At 45.3% G+C, this 18,303-nt stretch carries 14 protein-coding genes and 1 riboswitch; of the genes, 2 read left to right on the top strand and 12 right to left on the bottom strand.

Translation table 11 applies throughout. The features are described from left to right. The first annotated feature begins 231 nt into the window (after window positions 1–231). Entirely contained in the window at window positions 232–1,845 is a 1,614-nt protein-coding gene (pyrG, locus tag WMO29_RS08130; RefSeq protein ID WP_349164425.1) for a CTP synthase, read from the top strand. Window positions 1,846–1,914: 69 nt separating this feature from the next. Here the strand turns inward: pyrG and WMO29_RS08125 are convergent, their stop codons facing one another. The 3 genes from WMO29_RS08125 to WMO29_RS08115 all read right to left on the bottom strand — a co-directional run bounded on the left by WMO29_RS08125 (window position 1,915) and on the right by WMO29_RS08115 (window position 4,604). Next, the gene (locus WMO29_RS08125) at window positions 1,915–2,706 is read right to left on the bottom strand and encodes a nitroreductase family protein (RefSeq protein WP_349164424.1); all 792 of its coding nucleotides are present in this window, start codon (window positions 2,704–2,706) and stop codon (window positions 1,915–1,917) included. A gap of 2 nt (window positions 2,707–2,708) precedes the next feature. Continuing rightward, window positions 2,709–3,176 carry a low molecular weight protein-tyrosine-phosphatase gene (locus WMO29_RS08120; protein ID WP_349164423.1) on the bottom strand — a complete coding sequence of 156 codons (468 nt, stop codon included), beginning with the start codon at window positions 3,174–3,176 and terminating at the stop codon, window positions 2,709–2,711. 174 nt (window positions 3,177–3,350) lie between these two features. Next, window positions 3,351–4,604, bottom strand: a complete 1,254-nt coding sequence (locus WMO29_RS08115; RefSeq protein ID WP_308562508.1) for an ATP-binding protein — start codon at window positions 4,602–4,604, stop codon at window positions 3,351–3,353. Between the two features lie 251 nt (window positions 4,605–4,855). Between WMO29_RS08115 and WMO29_RS08110 the strand changes: the two genes are divergently transcribed. Continuing rightward, window positions 4,856–5,044 carry an IS66 family transposase gene (locus tag WMO29_RS08110; protein WP_349164422.1) on the top strand — a complete coding sequence of 63 codons (189 nt, stop codon included), beginning with the start codon at window positions 4,856–4,858 and terminating at the stop codon, window positions 5,042–5,044. A 490-nt stretch (window positions 5,045–5,534) separates the two neighbouring features. On the opposite strand, the gene WMO29_RS08105 is transcribed toward WMO29_RS08110, so the two are convergent. From WMO29_RS08105 to WMO29_RS08065, 9 genes are all read right to left on the bottom strand, one after another. Further along, window positions 5,535–6,425 carry a Fic family protein gene (locus WMO29_RS08105; RefSeq protein WP_349164421.1) on the bottom strand — a complete coding sequence of 297 codons (891 nt, stop codon included), beginning with the start codon at window positions 6,423–6,425 and terminating at the stop codon, window positions 5,535–5,537. Between the two features lie 242 nt (window positions 6,426–6,667). After that, the gene (locus WMO29_RS08100; protein ID WP_349164420.1) at window positions 6,668–9,619 is read right to left on the bottom strand and encodes a hybrid sensor histidine kinase/response regulator; all 2,952 of its coding nucleotides are present in this window, start codon (window positions 9,617–9,619) and stop codon (window positions 6,668–6,670) included. A gap of 5 nt (window positions 9,620–9,624) precedes the next feature. Beyond that, window positions 9,625–11,475, bottom strand: coding sequence for an ABC transporter substrate-binding protein (locus WMO29_RS08095; protein WP_349164419.1), 1,851 nt, complete (start codon window positions 11,473–11,475; stop codon window positions 9,625–9,627). Between the two features lie 30 nt (window positions 11,476–11,505). Continuing rightward, on the bottom strand, window positions 11,506–13,668 hold the full coding sequence (locus WMO29_RS08090) for an ATP-binding response regulator (protein WP_349164417.1): 2,163 nt from the start codon (window positions 13,666–13,668) through the stop codon (window positions 11,506–11,508). Continuing rightward, entirely contained in the window at window positions 13,652–14,467 is an 816-nt protein-coding gene (locus WMO29_RS08085; protein ID WP_349164415.1) for a substrate-binding periplasmic protein, read from the bottom strand. Before WMO29_RS08085 ends, WMO29_RS08090 begins: the two co-directional genes overlap by 17 nt. Window positions 14,468–14,597: 130 nt before the next feature. Then, window positions 14,598–14,673, bottom strand: a riboswitch (cyclic di-GMP riboswitch). 112 nt (window positions 14,674–14,785) lie between these two features. Beyond that, complete coding sequence (locus tag WMO29_RS08080) at window positions 14,786–15,514, bottom strand: hypothetical protein (RefSeq protein WP_349164414.1); 729 nt, start codon at window positions 15,512–15,514, stop codon at window positions 14,786–14,788. 73 nt (window positions 15,515–15,587) lie between these two features. Further along, entirely contained in the window at window positions 15,588–16,088 is a 501-nt protein-coding gene (locus WMO29_RS08075) for an MATE family efflux transporter (protein WP_349164529.1), read from the bottom strand. Then, window positions 15,982–16,515 carry an MATE family efflux transporter gene (locus tag WMO29_RS08070; RefSeq protein ID WP_349164413.1) on the bottom strand — a complete coding sequence of 178 codons (534 nt, stop codon included), beginning with the start codon at window positions 16,513–16,515 and terminating at the stop codon, window positions 15,982–15,984. The genes WMO29_RS08075 and WMO29_RS08070 overlap by 107 nt, the downstream gene beginning before the upstream one ends. A 287-nt stretch (window positions 16,516–16,802) precedes the next feature. After that, window positions 16,803–18,290, bottom strand: a complete 1,488-nt coding sequence (locus WMO29_RS08065; RefSeq protein ID WP_349164411.1) for an AAA family ATPase — start codon at window positions 18,288–18,290, stop codon at window positions 16,803–16,805. Window positions 18,291–18,303 lie beyond the last annotated feature (13 nt).

Below are 18,303 nucleotides of genomic sequence, written 5' to 3'. Positions count from 1 at the left end.
TCTGTGCATCACGAAGCGTGTTACCGAGAACGAAGTGAACAGTAACGGTTTTGCGAGTGGTGCGGCTGAGCTGTCTCCCTTCCTGCTGTTTTTTTGCTGAATCACAGAAATTTCCCTAATTTTTTCGGCTCCTTTTATCTGGATTTTTTCATTCTCCAGTAGTATAATAAATCAGTTATTTTTGGAAACCTATTATCCCACTATGAAATATAACAAAAGGAGGAATCGCACATGCCTGTAAAATACGTCTTTGTCACCGGCGGTGTTGTATCCGGTCTCGGTAAAGGCATCACAGCAGCTTCTCTGGGACGTCTTCTGAAAGCCCGTGGCTACAAAGTGACTATGCAGAAGTTTGACCCTTACATCAACATTGACCCCGGCACCATGAACCCTGTTCAGCACGGCGAGGTATTCGTGACTGACGACGGTGCTGAAACAGACCTGGATCTTGGTCATTATGAACGCTTTATTGATGAATCTCTGACAAAGAATTCGAACGTTACCACCGGTAAAATCTACTGGTCTGTTCTGCACAAGGAGCGCCGCGGCGATTACGGCGGAGGCACAGTGCAGGTTATCCCCCATATTACCAACGAAATCAAGAGCCGTTTTTACCGCAATTTCAATGAGGATGAAACGCATATTGCCATTATTGAGGTAGGCGGTACCGTGGGCGATATCGAAAGTCAGCCGTTCCTGGAGGCCATTCGACAGTTCCAGCATGACGTAGGACATGAAAATGCCATTCTCATCCATGTAACCCTGATTCCCTATATCAAAGCTTCCGGCGAGCTGAAGACCAAGCCGACTCAGGCTTCTGTGAAGGATTTGCAGGGTATGGGTATCTGGCCGGATATCCTGGTCTGCCGAAGTGAGCATCCGCTGGATAATCATCTGAAGGACAAGATCGCGCTGTTCTGTAATGTCCCCAGCTCTCACGTACTTCAGAACCTGGATGTGGAATATCTTTACGAGGCTCCGTTGGCCATGGAAAGGGAGCATCTGGCGCAGGTGGCCTGCGAATGTCTGCATCTGCCCTGTCCGGAGCCGGATCTGACAGACTGGACAGCTATGGTGGACGCGCTCCGTCATCCGACTTCTAAGGTTCGCATTGCCATCGTTGGAAAATATATCCAGCTCCATGATGCTTACATCAGCGTGGTGGAGGCCCTGAAGCACGGCGGTATCGCCAGCCACTCTGTAGTAGAGCTGAAATGGGTGGACTCCGAGCTGGTTAACGACGCGAATGCAGCGGAGTATCTGTCTGATGTGGATGGCATTCTGGTGCCGGGCGGCTTCGGCGATCGTGGTATTGAGGGCAAAATCACTGCTATCCGCTATGCGCGTGAAAATAACGTTCCTTTCCTGGGCCTGTGTCTGGGCATGCAGATGGCCATCGTAGAATTTGCGCGCCACGTCATCGGATATGACGACGCCCACAGTGTGGAACTGGATCCCAATACCACACACCCGATGATTCACCTGATGCCGGATCAGGATGGAATCGAGGATATCGGCGGTACCCTGCGGCTTGGTTCTTATCCCTGTATTCTGGACAAGGATACAAAGGCTTATGAACTGTACGGTGATGAGACCATTCATGAACGTCATCGCCATCGTTATGAGGTCAATAATGATTATCGTGAAGTACTGCGACAGGCAGGTATGACTTTATCCGGTATTTCGCCGGATGGAAGAATTGTGGAAATGATTGAACTGAAAGAGCACCCGTTCTTCCTGGCTACCCAGGCTCATCCGGAGCTGAAATCCAGACCAAACCGTCCCCATCCTCTGTTCCGTGGATTTGTAGCGGCGGCACTGGAATACCAGAACCAGCATAAATAAGTATCCATAACGAAGGCCGGGAGACAATATTCTCCCGGCCTTTCCTTTGCCCTTTCTTATTATCTTCTATCAGCGAATGGTTACATGGGCTTCACGCCGCGGCGCAGTGCGGGCATAGGTGATGTTCGGGTAGCCCAAAAGCATGCAGGCTTTGATGTGTTCTCCTTCGATGCCAAGCCATTTTTTCAGGTTCTCATTCTGATCGCTGATACGCTGAAGATAGCCGTTGTAGAGGGCTCCCAGACCCTGGGCGATGGCCATGTGCTCTATGTTCTGGGCCGCCAGTCCGGCATCCAGCTCCCAGTCGGAAGTGATATACAGGACAGCGGGTGCATTGCGGAACAGGAAATCGTCAGACGGATCTTCCTTCCTGTGACGGTTGAAGCTGGCAAAAGGGATCAGTTCCTTCGGAAGCTCTGTTGCCGGGATCTTCGTCAGCGCGTCAATGTGATCCCAAACCAATTCTTTTAAAATTGAAAGCTCCTGCTGCACCAGAATAAAATGGCTGCTCTGGTTATTTTTAGCTGTGGCTGTATAACGGCCCGCCTGAATCAACTTCTCGATTTTCTCCGGCTCAATTTTACAGTCCTTGTAATCACGAATGCTGCGGCGAAATTTAATAGCGTGAAGTAATACATCCGAGTTCAGTATGAAGCTGTCCTTTTCATAATCTTCCACTTCAACCATGTCGTATTCCGGAATGGATACAGCGGCCTTGGGACAGACGGCCACGCAATGACCGCAGAGGAAGCAGTCGCGCTTAGGCTCTGCTTTTCCGTCTTTTAAAATAATATTGTGGGCGATGCAGTCTTTCACACATTTTCCGCAGCCAACGCAGAGTTCTTTTTCAATGGTTATCATTATCATTTTCTCCCTTCTGTCTCTTGAATATGTGTCAACAGGGCTTCACAGCCCGCTTTTACATCGTCATAGGTCGCATCAAAGTTCCCCGTATACCAGGGATCTGCAATATCCCGCGGATGGTCTGTATAATCCAACAGCAAAGACACTTTTCCTTCGGGGTCTTTGCCAAGAATCCGCATCATGTTCCGGCGGTTCCAGCTATCCATGCCGATGATATAATCATATTTGTCATAATCGGACCGCTGCATCTGCACCGCCCGATGGTCTCCGCAGGGAATACCCACCTCTTTCAGCTTCGCCCGGGTACCGCGATGCACCGGGTTACCGATTTCCTCCATGCTGGTGGCAGCGGAATTGATGTAAAAATGCTCCGCAAGGCCGTGGCGGGTGACCAGATCCTGCATAACGTATTGAGCCATGGTGCTGCGGCAGATGTTGCCGTGGCAGATAAAAAGTACCTTTATCATTGTTTTATTTCTCCTTGAATTGCCCCGGAATGCCCTGTTTTGCAAGGGATTTCCGTGGTTATTGTGATATGCTCTGAAATTACAGATTGTGGCAAATCAGAGCAAGATTGAGCAAGTTGTTACTACCTGTTGCTTTCTTTGAATTTCCGAAACATTGTTTCAGGAATCTATGACTTAACTAATGATATATTTTGTACCCTTGCCTTTTCCTTCCACTGTGATCACACCTTTTTCGCACATACCTTTCAGTATCTTTGTTGTCTTTGATTTACCAAAAGGTACATACGGTGCAACTTCGCTGATCGGCTTCAGCATCGTCTTGCTCAAAAGCTTATAAACTACAATTTCATCTTCTGTCAGATCAGCATTTTTTTCAAATATCGGAAGCACAATTTTTATAGCATTTTCCGAAACTTCAAAATCCGGTTTTATCAAAGCTTCCGCATAGAGTTGTTTTATTCTTGTAATTCCCGTTCCAAATATCTCTACGAATCCTAATCTATAAAATACATTGGCAAGATTTCTATTTCTTAAAACAGAAAGCTTTCCAAACAGATATTCTTCCTCTGTGATTCCAGACGGTAATCCACCAGGAGAAACAATTTCGATTCGATCATCAAACATCGAAACTCTGATTTGTGAATCCACATCCCATACTCTATGAATCAGAGCATTGGCGATTGCTTCTCGAAAAGCAGCTTCCGGTATTTTCTCCATTTTCTTTCGATCGGCACCTTGTATTACTTCGTATTGATAATAGTCTCTGAATACCTCGATTGCCTTTTCATATACCTCTAAAACCGATATATTTTCAAAGGTTGATCTCTTTTGAATGATACTGATGTTTTCTCCGAATTTGACAATATCAATTCCGGGGAAATGATTTTTATCTGCCAAAATTCCTGCCGCATTATTGAATCCATTTACATCGTCATATAAGTTTAATGTTTTCAGCGTATCCTTATCAAAATTTTCAATCCGGACAGTTTCTTTCAGTTTACGATGTAAAATTTCAAAGGACAGTTCCTGATCTTTGCAAGGCAATTCTTCAAATCGAATGTTTTTTCCATCCAGTACCAGCCTTGAAAACTCCAGAGTGTCTACTTCTATCGTTGCTGTATCATTCCGCTTGTAGGCTTTCGATTTATATAGATACGGCTTCTGAAGTCCACTTTTCACAGTAAGTTTTATCGTCTGGTCATTATTTTGTATTTCAAGCGTATAATCCGGCTGCGGTGTAATGCTGTCATTGATTTTATTTTCAATATCCAGACAAGCTTGCTTGACATCCGGCAAACCTTTTATATTTCCATCATCATCTACACCAAAAAGAATGGTTCCGCCATCATAATTTGAAAAGGCACTGACTGTTTTTAAAAATGTGTTCGTAATCGTTTCCTTGAACTCCACTATTCTTGTTTCACGCATATCAATCGCCTCCATTTCGTTCTTATTGAATATATTATATGCAGAAATACGCAAAAATGCAATCGTATTTTTTTACGATTGTTTTTTTGATTGTCTTGTATTCATAATGTGAACTTCCTCGATAATTAACTCTCGTCTCTGAACGGCGAGGATGCCAAGCGGAGCGTCGGAAAAAGCTGAAGCTGTTGGATATCAATTCCGAGGAAGAAATCAAAAAGCCGCTTCTTCCTAAGAAAGAGGAAATCCCCAGCATGATCCCGGCTGAAGTTGGTCTGGCATACTGCAACAAGCTTTTCTTTTTGGAAAAGCAGTTCCGTGACCTTACTCCGGAAGAGAGAAAAGACAGACGTCAGGAAACAGAAATGCAGGTATGGGAAAGCTTTTATGCATGGTTGGAACAACTCAATCCTGTAAAAAGAAGCAAGGTAAACGCTCCATAGGTTTACTGCCTGAGCGAGAGTCCGCTATTTACTTTCATAACCGCAAATTGAAGCGTACCTGTGCCATTGTACTGGTCGTTCTTCTGGCTGTTACCGGTGTTGGTCATCATGTTGCGACCTCAATCTGGGGGCCGTACAGTATCATGAAAGGAACGACTTTTACGGATTTCATGCCAACTTTTGATAGCGTAATCTCACCTGTATGTATTCCAATGCCACACGAAATCCTGTGCTTAATTTCCCGATCTAAGACAGGGTTCAGCAATTTATCAACCACGGTCGTTATATATCTCGCAGCACGAACAGCTTTGTCTTCTGATTTTCCGTCCGCATTATCAACAAAGTCTGACTCTCCAGAAATATTGGTAAATCTTTGGTAAATTTGAGATCGCAACACACAAAACGCTTAAAAACGGGGCTTATGAGACGATATGAGACTTTTCATCATGCCCGGTAAATCCTGCCGACATAGCTGCACCTCACTTCTTGCTTAATACCCAATCCTGAAATAATCCAAATACGCTTTATACTTATCCTGTGCGGTCAGACAGGTATCTGTCAGATAGCTTTTTTCATTGTCCCATTCCATCAATCCACGGTAATAGAACATCTTCAGATTGTCCTCAATGATGAACGGAACGATATTGTATTTCAGGCATTCCTTGAACATAATGAGTCTGCCTACACGCCCGTTGCCGTTCTGGAACGGATGAATCCGCTCAAACTTCACATGGAAGTCCAGAATATCCTCTAAGGTCTTTTCTTCCTTGGCGTTATATTCTGTCAGCAGGGCCTTCATTTTATCGGCAACTTCTTCCGGAAGGGCGGTATCCATGCCGCCGACTTCATTCGGAAGTTTCTTATAATCGCCAACAGCAAACCAATCTTTTCTGGAATCGCTGGTGCCGTTCTTCAAAACCAAGTGAAGCTCTTTGATGAGCTTCTCCGTCAGCGCTGCTTTTGCATGATCAATGATCATGTCAATGCAGCGGAAGTGATTTGCTGTTTCAATCACGTCGTCCACGTTCAGAACTTCTTTTTCTACACCGATGGTATTGGTTTCAAAGATATATCGGGTTTGATCGTGGGTCAGGCGGCTTCCTTCCATATGGTTGGAATTGTATGTCAAATCAATCTGTGTTTTGTGGTAGATCCCGCCGGAATATTTACTTGCCTTCTGCTCTTTCAGAATATCCAACAGAGTAATCGGTCCTTCTTTTCTTTTGTTGGTACGCTCCGGTTTTTCTGCGTTTTCCGGAATGTTCCATGTCTTACCGGTAAGAAACGCACCATTCACACGCCCCTGGGCGCAGTAATTTCTGACACTACGCTCTGACACATCCCACTTTTTCGCTATTTCAGCAACTGAAAGATATCGCATCTATGATCCTCCACCATAAAATCCACCAAAAACTACGTTAATCTATTACATAGTATACCATATTATCGGCAAAATTATCAACGCATTTCAAGCTCAATTTCCATTCTTTTTGCCGGAACAGGAAATACTGCTTCCGGATACAGAAAGCCGGACTCCATCGAAAATGAAGTCCGGCAAGGTATTATCTATATACATTTCTTCCAACACAATTTCTTCTGCCCGATAAGTTCTGTTGCTGCTGCCTAATCCTGCAGGCTGTCGTGTAAGATGCTGATCAACTCCTCTATCACAATTGGTTTGGATAAGAATCCATCCATACCGCATTCCAGGGCTTTCTTTCTGTCCTCATCAAAGGCATTGGCTGTCATGGCAAGGATAGTGATTCCCGCCAGTGCCGGATCATCCAGCGCACGGATCTGTTTTGTAGCCTCATATCCATTCATTACCGGCATCTGCACATCCATCAGTACCAGATCATAATTTCCTGGTGTCGAATTCTTAACTTTCTCCACTGCCTCTGTGCCATTTTCTGCAGTATCAACCAGAAAGCCATATTCATTGAGAATCTCCACCGCAATTTCACTGTTCAGTTCATTGTCTTCCACAAGCAGTATGCATCTGCCTCTGAAATCCGAACCTGCTTCCGGAAGAACCAAATCCTCTGATTCGGACTGACTCTGGCCAATAGCACTCATCAAAGTCTCTCTGATATCTGACATAAATAAAGGTTTTGCACAAAATGCAGTCACTCCTGCTGCCTTTGCTTCTACTTCGATATCAGACCAATCATAAGCCGTCAGTATAATGATCGGTGTATCATCACCAAGACTGCGGATCTGGCGGGTAACTTCAATGCCATTCATATCCGGCAGTCGCCAGTCAATGATATAAGCGTGGAACGCATCTCCCAGTTCCACCGACTGACGTGCACGGAGAACCGCCTCCCTGCCGGAAAGTGTCCATTCTGAACGCATTCCGACCCTCACAAGCATTTTTGTCACACTGTCACAGGTATTAAAGTCATCATCTACAACCAGTGCCTTAAGGCCTTCCAATTCTGCGATCTTCTCTGTATGGTGGCGCTCAGCCTGAATCCGAAATGGCAAACGAACAATAAATTCAGTGCCTTTGCCCTTTTCTGTCTGAACCTCAACGCTTCCGTTCATCATATCCACAATATTTTTAGTGATCGCCATGCCAAGTCCTGTACCCTGGGTTCTGCTGACTGTGGAAGTCCGCTCTCTCTCAAAAGGAGAAAAAATCTTCTGTACAAATTCCTGACTCATGCCGATTCCGTTATCCTTTACCCGGATCTCGTACAATTCACTGCCTTTTACTGTCCCCGGGTATTGTTTGAGACGGACAGAAACCGTTCCGCCTGCCGGTGTAAACTTAACCGCATTAGACAAGAGATTCAGCAGCACCTGATTCAGTCGAGTCTTGTCACAGTAGACATCCTCATTCGTAACATCCATGGCATCCATATAAAGTTCCAGCTGCTTCGCATGAATCTGCCCGCTGATAATCGTCTTCAGATCATGAAGCACATCTGACAGACTGACTTCTGTTTCTTCCAGATGGAGCTTTCCGCTCTCAATACGACTCATATCCAATATATCATTGATCAGCGAGAGCAGATGGTTGCTGGAGGAAAGGATCTTGCCCAGATAATCCCGAACCCTTTTCTGATCATCAATATTACTTACAGCAAGTGTCGAAAAACCGATAATCGCATTCATAGGCGTCCGGATATCGTGAGACATATTTGAGAGGAAGGTACTCTTTGCCCTGTTTGCTGTCTCCGCTGCGCGTACCGCCTCGGAGAGTGCCTGATTCATTTTCCAGTCAGAGGTACGATCTGACATAACCAGGATATATTTCTTTTGCCCGTTTACCTCGCTGCCCATTGCAACAATATAAAACCATCGTTTTTCCCCTGTTTTCTGATGAACACATTCAAAATCCCATTCCTTTTGCTCATAAACCTTGATTTCTTTCAGATAATTCTTCTTGGAAGCTTCAGATTCTTCAGGATGCAGTTTTCCCAGAATACAAATATCTTTATGGATCTGTTCTACTGTAATGCCCAGCAATTTTTCTGCATTTGGACTGACGTAATCCGTCTTGTAGGTTTTTGCATCCAGCATCAGAAAAACATCATCCACATTCATGGAAAGCTTTTGAAACAGTTCGTCACGATACAGAATCTCCGTATCCTTTTTCCTGAGGTCTGTTCTGCCTTTTTGAATAATCAGACTGATAAAAAATGCAGCAATACAGAATACAATCGCACCGACAAGGAGTATTGTACTATGCTGAAGACTGTTCATACTGGCATTGACGATATCCGCCTGGACCAGCCCCAAAAACACCCAGTCCTGAATATTCGATTTTTCATAGACCAGATAGTAGTTCTTTCCATCCAGCTTCAGCAGCATCGCATCGGTACGTCCCGCTTTGAACTTCTCCAAAAGCTCATTAATCTCTTTTTCGGACATATCTGAATGCTCTCTCAGGACACCGAAAAAACTATACACATTTCCCCATGACTCAGAAGAATGATCAATCACAACACGGCCATCCGGATGAACAATAAAACTCTGAGCATTTCCATTGAAAGCAGAAATATCCAGCACATCTACGATATCAGCATTTTCATACGCAATGGCGATCGCATCATATTCAAAATCCTGATAGATCCCATGAGATCTTGGAGTGGCAAAAACTAGCAGCTGAGATTTTCCGGGAACTGCTGCATTCGCTATCACATCATTTCCCTGCCGGATCTCCTCTTCCATATTTTCCTGTAATCCAAGATACCCTGTTTCTCCTGTTGTCATCTTATAGTTTCCGTCTGCTGACAGGAAAAAGAAGTCTAAAAAGCCGGCATCTGCCTGCGCTTTCTTTATATAATCACGAATTTCGTCTTCGTTGGAAATATCCTGCAGATTCTCACCCCACATATGAAGATAGGTCAGGTTCTTATCTGTCAGTTCCCGCAGCATATTATCAGACTGATGAAAAACCTCTGTCAGATGAGAAACACTTTCCTCATAAATAGTTTTCGACACAAATCTAAAATATTGGAAAACCAGCAGAACAATTCCCACAAAAGCAACAATAAAGACCTCTATCCTTAATCGTTTTCTCATGACAGGCTTCTTTCTGTCTGTGTTATGATTCTTAATATCCATTCTTCTCACCTCAGAGTCATGTAGTCTTCTGGCTCTGCAAGAATGGCATCACCATCTGAAATATATCCTGTCCAGGTCTCTTTTACAGTGGCATCGCCTCCATCAAATACAATGTTCTCACCTGCCGGATACGCTTCCATGTGTTTTGGTATCGCAAGACAGGTTACTGTGAAGGTATCCTTGTCCTGAATTTGTTTTCCGTCCTTCGTAACTTTGCTCAGTGTATAACCATCCTCTCTTTCTTTGACCTCCACAGAAATACCGCTGAGCACAGGCAGAGAGCCGCGGTTGAACGGAATGAAACCACCCTGGTAGCCTTCTACAAAGCTTTTCACTGTCTCTTTTAGTTCAGCTCCGCTCATCTTACTGCTGTAAGCCGAAAGACCATTTGGCATGATCATATCACCGGCCATTTTTTCAGTATAACCGGCCTTCAGCACATTTCCTGTAAAGCTGTTTCCGGTTGCGATCAGCACATCTGTCCCATAAATGCCGCGCAAGGTGTTTGCCATAACAGAATATGCTGCATTTCCGTCACTGCTATGAAAACGGTTGGAATAGGATTTCTGTGAATCCAGCACGATATTCTCATAAGTGGAGTTCTCTTCAAGAAGCTGCTTGTTAAATGCCTCATAGGCCTGCTCTGCATCGTACTCTCCTGAGATCATCCCGGAAACCACATCCTTGGAAACAGAAAAAAAGTCATTTGACGCAACTCGGATATACATATGATTTTCTTCGATCACAGATTTCACATCCTTCAGATATTCCGTAAGCTGCATATCCACATCCTGACTGTAGCTTAACAGATCCTGTCCATCGTAAATGATCTGGTTCTGTGCATCCTCTGAAAGCATTGTATTCAGTACCCTCATTGCTTTCTTTCGACGTGCTTCATCCTTTGACAGGTCGCTGTTTAAAGCCACCTGAAAATATGGCGTAGTCATAATCCACTTTTCACCGTTCTCCTGAAAGAATGGCAGAAATGTTGTGTTTATACCCTGATCCTGAAACATTTTTACACCGTAAGAGCTGCCGAAGTACATGGCAAGCTTACCACTTTGATACATCTCAACGATGTCGTCGTAATTCATATCCAGATCATCCCGGCTCAGACCGGTATCCCGGATAAACTGCTCCATACGTTCAAAAGCCTCCGGCCAGACGGTACTGTCCAGACCTTCTCTCTTTGTATTATCCGGGTCACTGTAGGCGGTACGCCACTTACGTCCATCTATGGAAGAAAGTTCTGATGCAGACAGCCCCTGCAGTGTTTCCATACAGGTATAATCATAATAATAGTCTGCCGTAAACCCGCGAATGCCCACTTTGTCAAATGCCTGGCAGGCAGAGATAAAGCTTTCGTAATCTGTTGGAAGAGGAATATCATACTTTTCAAAAAGATCTTTATTCACCACAAATCCATGGGCATCCGCACACACCGGGAGCCAGTTTACGCTTCCATCCTTATTCATAAAATTGCTGAGGTAGGTGTCATAGACAGCGCCTGCCACATTGGTTGTGGAAAGGTCCATCAGACTGTCTTTCAGGGGATTTGCATCGTGCAGGGAAAAGCGGCAGCAGGTTATAATATCCGGTAATCCACCATTTTCATTCAGAAATTTGTAGAAATCCAGATCGTTATTTCCCACGACAAATTCAACCTGGATGTCCGGAAGCTGTTCCTGGATGTATGGCGCATATTTTTCATACAGGCTTGTGCTCCATAAATACACCGTGATTGTTTCTGCATCTTCTTTTTCCGCGCTTTTGCTGCCGCAGCCCGAAAGAAGTGTTACGGCAGTCATCATCACAAAAAGCACAGCCAAAGCTCTGTTCCATTTTTTCTTTTTCATTACGAATCCCCTATCTGAAATTATTTTCCGCTAATTCAGCAATTCATGAATTACCTTTACCAATAGCTTCACATCAACAGGCTTAGAGATATGTTCGTCCATTTCTGCTTCTTTTGCTCTTATTCTGTCCTCCGTAAACGCATTTGCTGTCATTGCAATGATTGGTATTTTCTTTGCATCCTCTCTGTCCAAAGCCCGGATCCTCTTTGTAGCTTCATAGCCATTCATGACCGGCATCATAATGTCCATAAGAATAACATCAAATTCACCCTGTTCACTATTTCTGAACAGTTCAACAGCTTCCTGTCCATTCCATGCCTTTGTCACATCAGCACCTTCATTCTGAAGCATAAACTCTGCAATTTTCATGTTCAGCTCGTTATCCTCTGCCAGAAGAATATGCCGCCCCTTTATAGATTTTTCGGATACATTCTTCTGTTCTTCACGTTTATCCACATCCGGATCTATTTTAAACGGAACCCGGATCACAAATGTGGTTCCCGCACCTTCTTCACTTTCAAAGGTAATCGTTCCGCCCATTTTTTCGACCAGCTTCTTTGAAATCGGCATTCCCAGGCCTGTTCCTGTAAATTTTGTTCGGCTTCCTGTGTGTTCCTGTGCAAATGGTTCAAACACACGTTTCTGGAACTCCTCAGTCATTCCGATTCCTGTATCCCGGCAGACAAATTCCATTGTCGTCATTCCGGGCTGTTTGGATGGAATTTCTATGCAGCTGATATAAATTTCTCCGTTTTCTCTGTTATATTTCACCGCATTCGACAGAATATTCATCATCACACGTTTCACATACCCCGGACTTCCAATAAAATCGCGGTGTGTAATTTCTTTTTTCTCCCACATGATCCGGATATTCTGTTCTGCAGCCATCTGCTCGATCACAACAAATACTTCCCTGAAAATACTGCTCAGATTAAACGGAATCTCTTCCAGAACGATTTCACCTGACTCAAGCTTACTCATGTCCAGAACATCGTTTACCAGCTCCAGCAACAGATTAGATGCCTCTTTAATCTTTGTCCTGTATTCTGTCTGCTTCTCCATATCATCTGCGTAATGGTCTGCCATATTGACCAAACCGCAGATTCCATTGATCGGAGTCCGAATATCATGGCTCATCCGCTGGAGAAACTCCGTTTTTGCCTCATTGGCGGCTTCTGCCTTTTTTGCAGCTATCAGAAGTTCTGTCTTATATTTTTCATCTTTTTCCTGTTCCTGTTTCTGATGTGCCTGCTTTATTCTGTATGTCCAGAACCAGAATGTGCTGAATATCAGAAAATAAAGAAAAATAACACTTATCACACTTAATGGAAGATTACTGAATACTTCCGTATCCGAAAGATACGCATAGATATAATAATCACGCTGCTTCAGCATGATTCCGTAGCATCCGGCTCCTTCGTTCTTCAAATGATAAATGTGCTGACTGTCTGTATGCTTTTTCATTGCCTGAACAACTTCGTTGTCGGTTGTATTCTGCCCTAACAGGCTCTCATCATTGCTGGCAACAACGATTCCCTCGTCTGCAACAATAATCGTTCCATCTTTCTGGACACTATAACCATTTAAAAGCCCTTGTATCGTCAGCGTATAGTTTCTGGCAAATTCAGGAGATGTGTAATAATAGGTCGCAACGATACCTGGTGCATCTTTTCTGGCACAGGCTGCAATGTCAATATGTGATCCGTCTTTCCTGTTAAACCGTTCTGAATAAGTTCTTTCTTCATATCCGTCAAAATCCATGATAATGTCTTTTTGCAGATACTCCGTGATCTCATTAGTCAGAGACTCATCCATACTGTATTCACAGTCCATCTTTCCCTCTGCATCCAGTATAATGATACCATCCACCCAGAGAGTCTGCAGGTTTTCTTTCAGAAAATCCCGACTTAGCTGACCGCCGTTTTCTATTTCCGTATCGATATTCGTGCTCATCTGTCTAGCACTTTCAATGGCACGGAGAAGACTTTTGGATTCCGAAGATTCATTATAATGGGTGTAGGTGGAGCACTGCACTTTCACATAGTTTACAATCTCCACCATTCTTTTCTCTGCTTCCGCTTTTTCTGCGTGGAAGAAATAAAACAGAGAGACTACTGCCACACAGATTCCAATCAAACCTCCGAGCAGCTGGATCCGTTTTTCTTTTTTCTTTCTCTTAATATCCAAGATCATCCACCTCCAGGTACTTCCGGGGATCATCCAGGTATTTTTCAATGATTTTCAGGGATGTGCCATCCTGACGCATTTCTTCCAACGTCTGCCCCATCTGCTCACAGATTCCTCTGTCATCATCTTTTGCAAAAGCGACACCTATTCCGGTGATCATCAGAGGCTCTTCCAGAATACGGAAGCTTGCATCATAATCCTTCATATACTGAACGATAGATTCCTCGTGTGCTGCAACTGCATCTACATATCCTTTTCCAAGAAACGTATAGATCAGCTCCCTGTGTCCCAGGCTGATCAGATTACCCAGCTTTGGAATTCTCTCATCCGTCCGATTCAGGAAGATGCCTTCCGGTTTGGTTGTGGACTGGACAGCCAGGTTCTTTCCCTCCAAGTCACTCAGTTTATAGATATCACTGTTCTCATTTACCGCAACCACCTGACGGCTTGCTATGTACGGTCCCGCCCAGCGATAATCGTCAAGGCGTCCTTCCATGGAAAAACAACCCATGATACAGTCAATCTCTCCGCTCTCCACCAGTTCCTTTTTCTTCTCCCAGTTAATCTGGACAACCTCCACCTGATAGCCCATTCTTTTGAATGCTTCCGTAGCCAGTTCTACATCTATGCCCGTCGGCACACCATCCTCATTCAGATAATTATAGGGTGGATAACTGTCGCTGCCGAGTGTAATGACCGGCTTTTCGGTTTCTTTTTTACTGCTGTCTGTATTTTTACACCCTGTCAGGGTGACTGCTAAAATTCCCGCAAGCAAAATGCCTGCAATTATTCTTTTTCCTTTCATTTTTCTTCTATTCCTGCTATTCTGCTATTTTCCTTTTTTACAATATCAAAATATCCAACAATTCCTATGTATCTGATGAAGCTTTATTTTACCATAAAAAAGCACTGCCAAACAGACAGTGCACCTCATTTCATGCAACTGGCTGCCATTTTACAGGCCCTTTAGCTTTGCGTCCCAGACTTTCATCTGGTTTGCCGAATATCCTATTAAAGCTTTTAAACTCAAGCGAAAATATTGATATCATTATACTCCCATATTCCACTGTACGCAAGCAAAACCACGCCGTTTTGATGCTTTTAATGCTTTTGAAACGACGAATCATTGAGATTGATCAAGATTCAATCCTTTTTTCTGATACTTCGACCGAATCAGCCACTTCTGATCAATCTTCCGCACCCCATCTTCAAACCGGATATGCAGATTCACCGAGCCCGTTTTCTGCTCTACTTTTTCCACCCTGCCATGCCCGAATTTGGGATGAGACACCTGCTCACCGATTTGATACTGAATTACGCTGTCTTTCGCTTTCTTATGCTCCTGCTCCCGCCGATACCGATCCCGCAGAGGGACCGTCTTATCGTGAATCGGATTTTTCAGGACCTTGTCGTAATTATGCTTCATCAATGCCTCGCCTGCCTTGTAATAGGGCGTCGGTGCTGCGCCCACCAGGGAACAACAGTATTTCCAGGCGCTGCCGTGGGTGCCTGACTGCCACTGATACTGCTTCGGAATCGGCATATTGTACTGCATGTAATGGGCGTATTCATGGCGGTAGAGATCTGTCCGCTCCTCTTTGCTCAGCGGATGCTTCACCGCATAGCCGATAAAAAGCAGAGAAAAATGAAAATGCTCCTTCTCATTGTGACTGCCCCGGGTGTAGGAGCCCAGACAGTCCGTATCCATGCCGAAGGTAATCGGCACCATAGCCCCCTGTAGGTGAAATTTCCGGTCAAGCTGCTCGTAGAGATTCTGGATCTGCGTCCGCAGAATCGGAATTTCTTTCTCCAGATTGGCCTTTAAAAACAAATTATCTTCAAAATTTTCCATACCTGTTCCTCAAATACTCATTTTCTGTGGTTCCATTCACGCGACTCGCGAAATCATTTCCCTTAGGCTGTCCTTATAACTGCCCCTCACGCACCATTTTCCGCCAGGTGTGTACAAAGTAAAGAATCTCCGCCACCGACGTGATCGTCCAGGAGAAGAAATACAGCAGATAAAGTGACGGAATCGTATGAAAATATGCGAAAACCGTGTAAATCCATGCAATTCGAAACACGCAGGATCCCAAAATCACGATGACCGTCGGCGCCACGCTCTTTCCAAGTCCTCTGGAGGCCGCAATGGTGCAGTCCATAAAAGCCGAAATCATATAGGAAAAGGCCATAATCCGGATTCGCTGCATGCCCACATCCAAGACCGCCGCCTCGGTGGCGAAGAGGCTTAGAAACTGCCGCCCGAACACAAAAAGCAAGCCGCCCAGAATCGCGCCGATGGCAAAGGAATAAAACAAACTAATAAAATAGCTTTTTAACACCCGCTTTCTCTGCCCGGCGCCGCGGTTCTGCCCCATAAAGCTGGTGCAGCCGGTATAAAAAGCGTACATCACATTGAAAATAATGGTATCTGCGTTGGTGGCTGCCGCATTTCCCGATACGGTCACTGCATCGAAGGAATTTACACCGCTTTGAGCGCCTCATCAGATGTGCCAGAATCAGAAATGCCGACAGATACTGGGAAATAGCGCTGGCCAGAGCCACGCCTTCCGCCGCCATGTGACACTCAATAACGAAAAACAGGTTCAGAATCACATTGATTACACCCGCAAAAGCAAGATACATCAGCGGATGCTTTGTATCGCCCGAAGCGCTCATGACGCCGTTGCCAAAATTGTAGATACCCATAGCCGGCATGCCGACGGCATAGATTTTCAGATATAAAACCGCACCATCAATAAGCTCCGGCTTGGTGTTCATCAGCGACAGCATCCCCTTCGCAAAGGAAAAACAGATTCCGCCTGTCAGAAGTCCTATAAGGCCGCAGAGCAAAAAAGCCGTATGAATGGTCTTTTCCGCAGCGAACCGCTGACCATTTCAATCCCCTTTGATTGTTTCATATTTTCACTCATGGTAAATCTCTCCCTCACTAGAGCATACTATCTACCTTTCTTTTTGTAAATATGGAAATTTTGACGGAGTCATGGGATATTTTCTCTTGCGAAAAACGCAGCAAGAACCCCATACCTCACAAAATGAAACAGATAGCTTCCGATCTCAAAAATGACGCAGCTTCCCATGGGGTAACCTGCGCCATTTCGTTCGTCTTATATAAAATTTTATCCTAACAGTTCTTCCACCATCTGTGCATCAAATTTCACGGCTTTTACTTCATTTACTTCAATCTGGTACAGCGCATTGGCCGCGATATGCTCCGCCGCCTGCTCCAGGTCGCGGATTCCGGTCGTATCCGCATACTTGGCAATGACTGCGTCCAGGCCTTCCGGCGTCACGATGCACTCATCCTTACGAAGGCTCATGCGCTTCAACACCTTCGGCAACGCAAATTTGGAAAAAATCACCTTTTTCTCTTCTTCCGTGTAATCCGGAATATCAATCACCGCAAAACGGGACATGAGCGGCGCGCTGATCTGGCTCTTATCGTTGGCTGTGGCGATTGGGTACACGCCTACGGTGGGCACCATACATTCCATGTAGTTGTCGGTGAAGCCCAGGTTATCCAGCAGTGTCAGCAGCACATCTGCGGGATTGCCGTTGCCCTTTCCGGCGTTGGCCTTGTCCAGCTCATTGATAATGAACACCAGATTGGACTCGCCTGACATGGAAAACGCCTCCATGATGATACCCGGCTTCGCGTTGGCATAGACACGGGAGCTTCCGGTCAGCTGCTCCGGATCGTTGATGGAGCTCATGTCCAGGGTGGTCCACGGCAGCTTCAGGATACGCGCCACCGCATAGGCGATCTGGGATTTTCCGGTTCCGGCCGGTCCCACCAGAAGCAGTCCGTAAGCCGGAAGTGTATGGGTACGGTTAATCTGTATGATGGTTTCGATAATACGCTGCTTTACTTTCTCCATGCCGTAGAGCTCTTCATCGAGAATTCTGCGGGCTTCCTTCGGATCAATGGCTTCAAAATAATTGCTCTTCCATTGAATATTCATCATAATGGACAGGGCCCTCTGGGCGTGACGCTTTTCCTCCGGGGATACTTCATGGGAGTGGGCCACCGCCAGGTTTCTTCTGGCCCAGAGCTGAATATTGTCCGGAAGTGTACGGCCTGCACAGGTCATGAAATCAGTGATGCTCTGGAGACTGGTCAGCTTCATGTCGTCGCCGACCTCGTCCTGATCTTCATCCGTTTCTTCCTCGGAAGGCGCGTTGCTGGCAAAAAGCCGGTCGATCATAAACTGCAGAAAGCCGTCCTCTGCGGAAAGCTTGGTGCCGCCGCCAAAGGCTGTCTCCCGAATCTTGTATACGGCATATCCGTCCTCCCGGTTGGCACCGGACAGGCGTACGTGGATCTGATGCTCGCCCAGCCATTTGATCAGGCTCACAAAACGGGCGTCAATCAAAAGAATATCCGCGTTGAATTTTCCGTCTTCTTCCTTGAATTCAAAGGCCGTCTGCTTGGCCGGGTTCGTGAATACGCCGCAGGAATGATGCTCCCACTGACGCTTTGTATTGTCAAGCAGAAGAATCGGCTGCTCCGGGCTGGCCTCTGTGCAATTAGTGCGGTATGTAGTATAGGTACACTCCGGCTCCTTCGGGGCGCCTGCCGGGGCGCTGTTAAAATCGAATACTGGCATGTCGTTACTCCTT

Origin of the sequence: Laedolimicola intestinihominis (genome assembly GCF_040096155.1) — a bacterium.
In the GTDB taxonomy this organism is placed as follows: Bacteria; Bacillota; Clostridia; order Lachnospirales; family Lachnospiraceae; genus Laedolimicola; species Laedolimicola intestinihominis.
The sequence above is the reverse complement of the archived record's forward strand: the minus strand, read 5'-3'. Positions and strand labels throughout refer to the sequence as shown.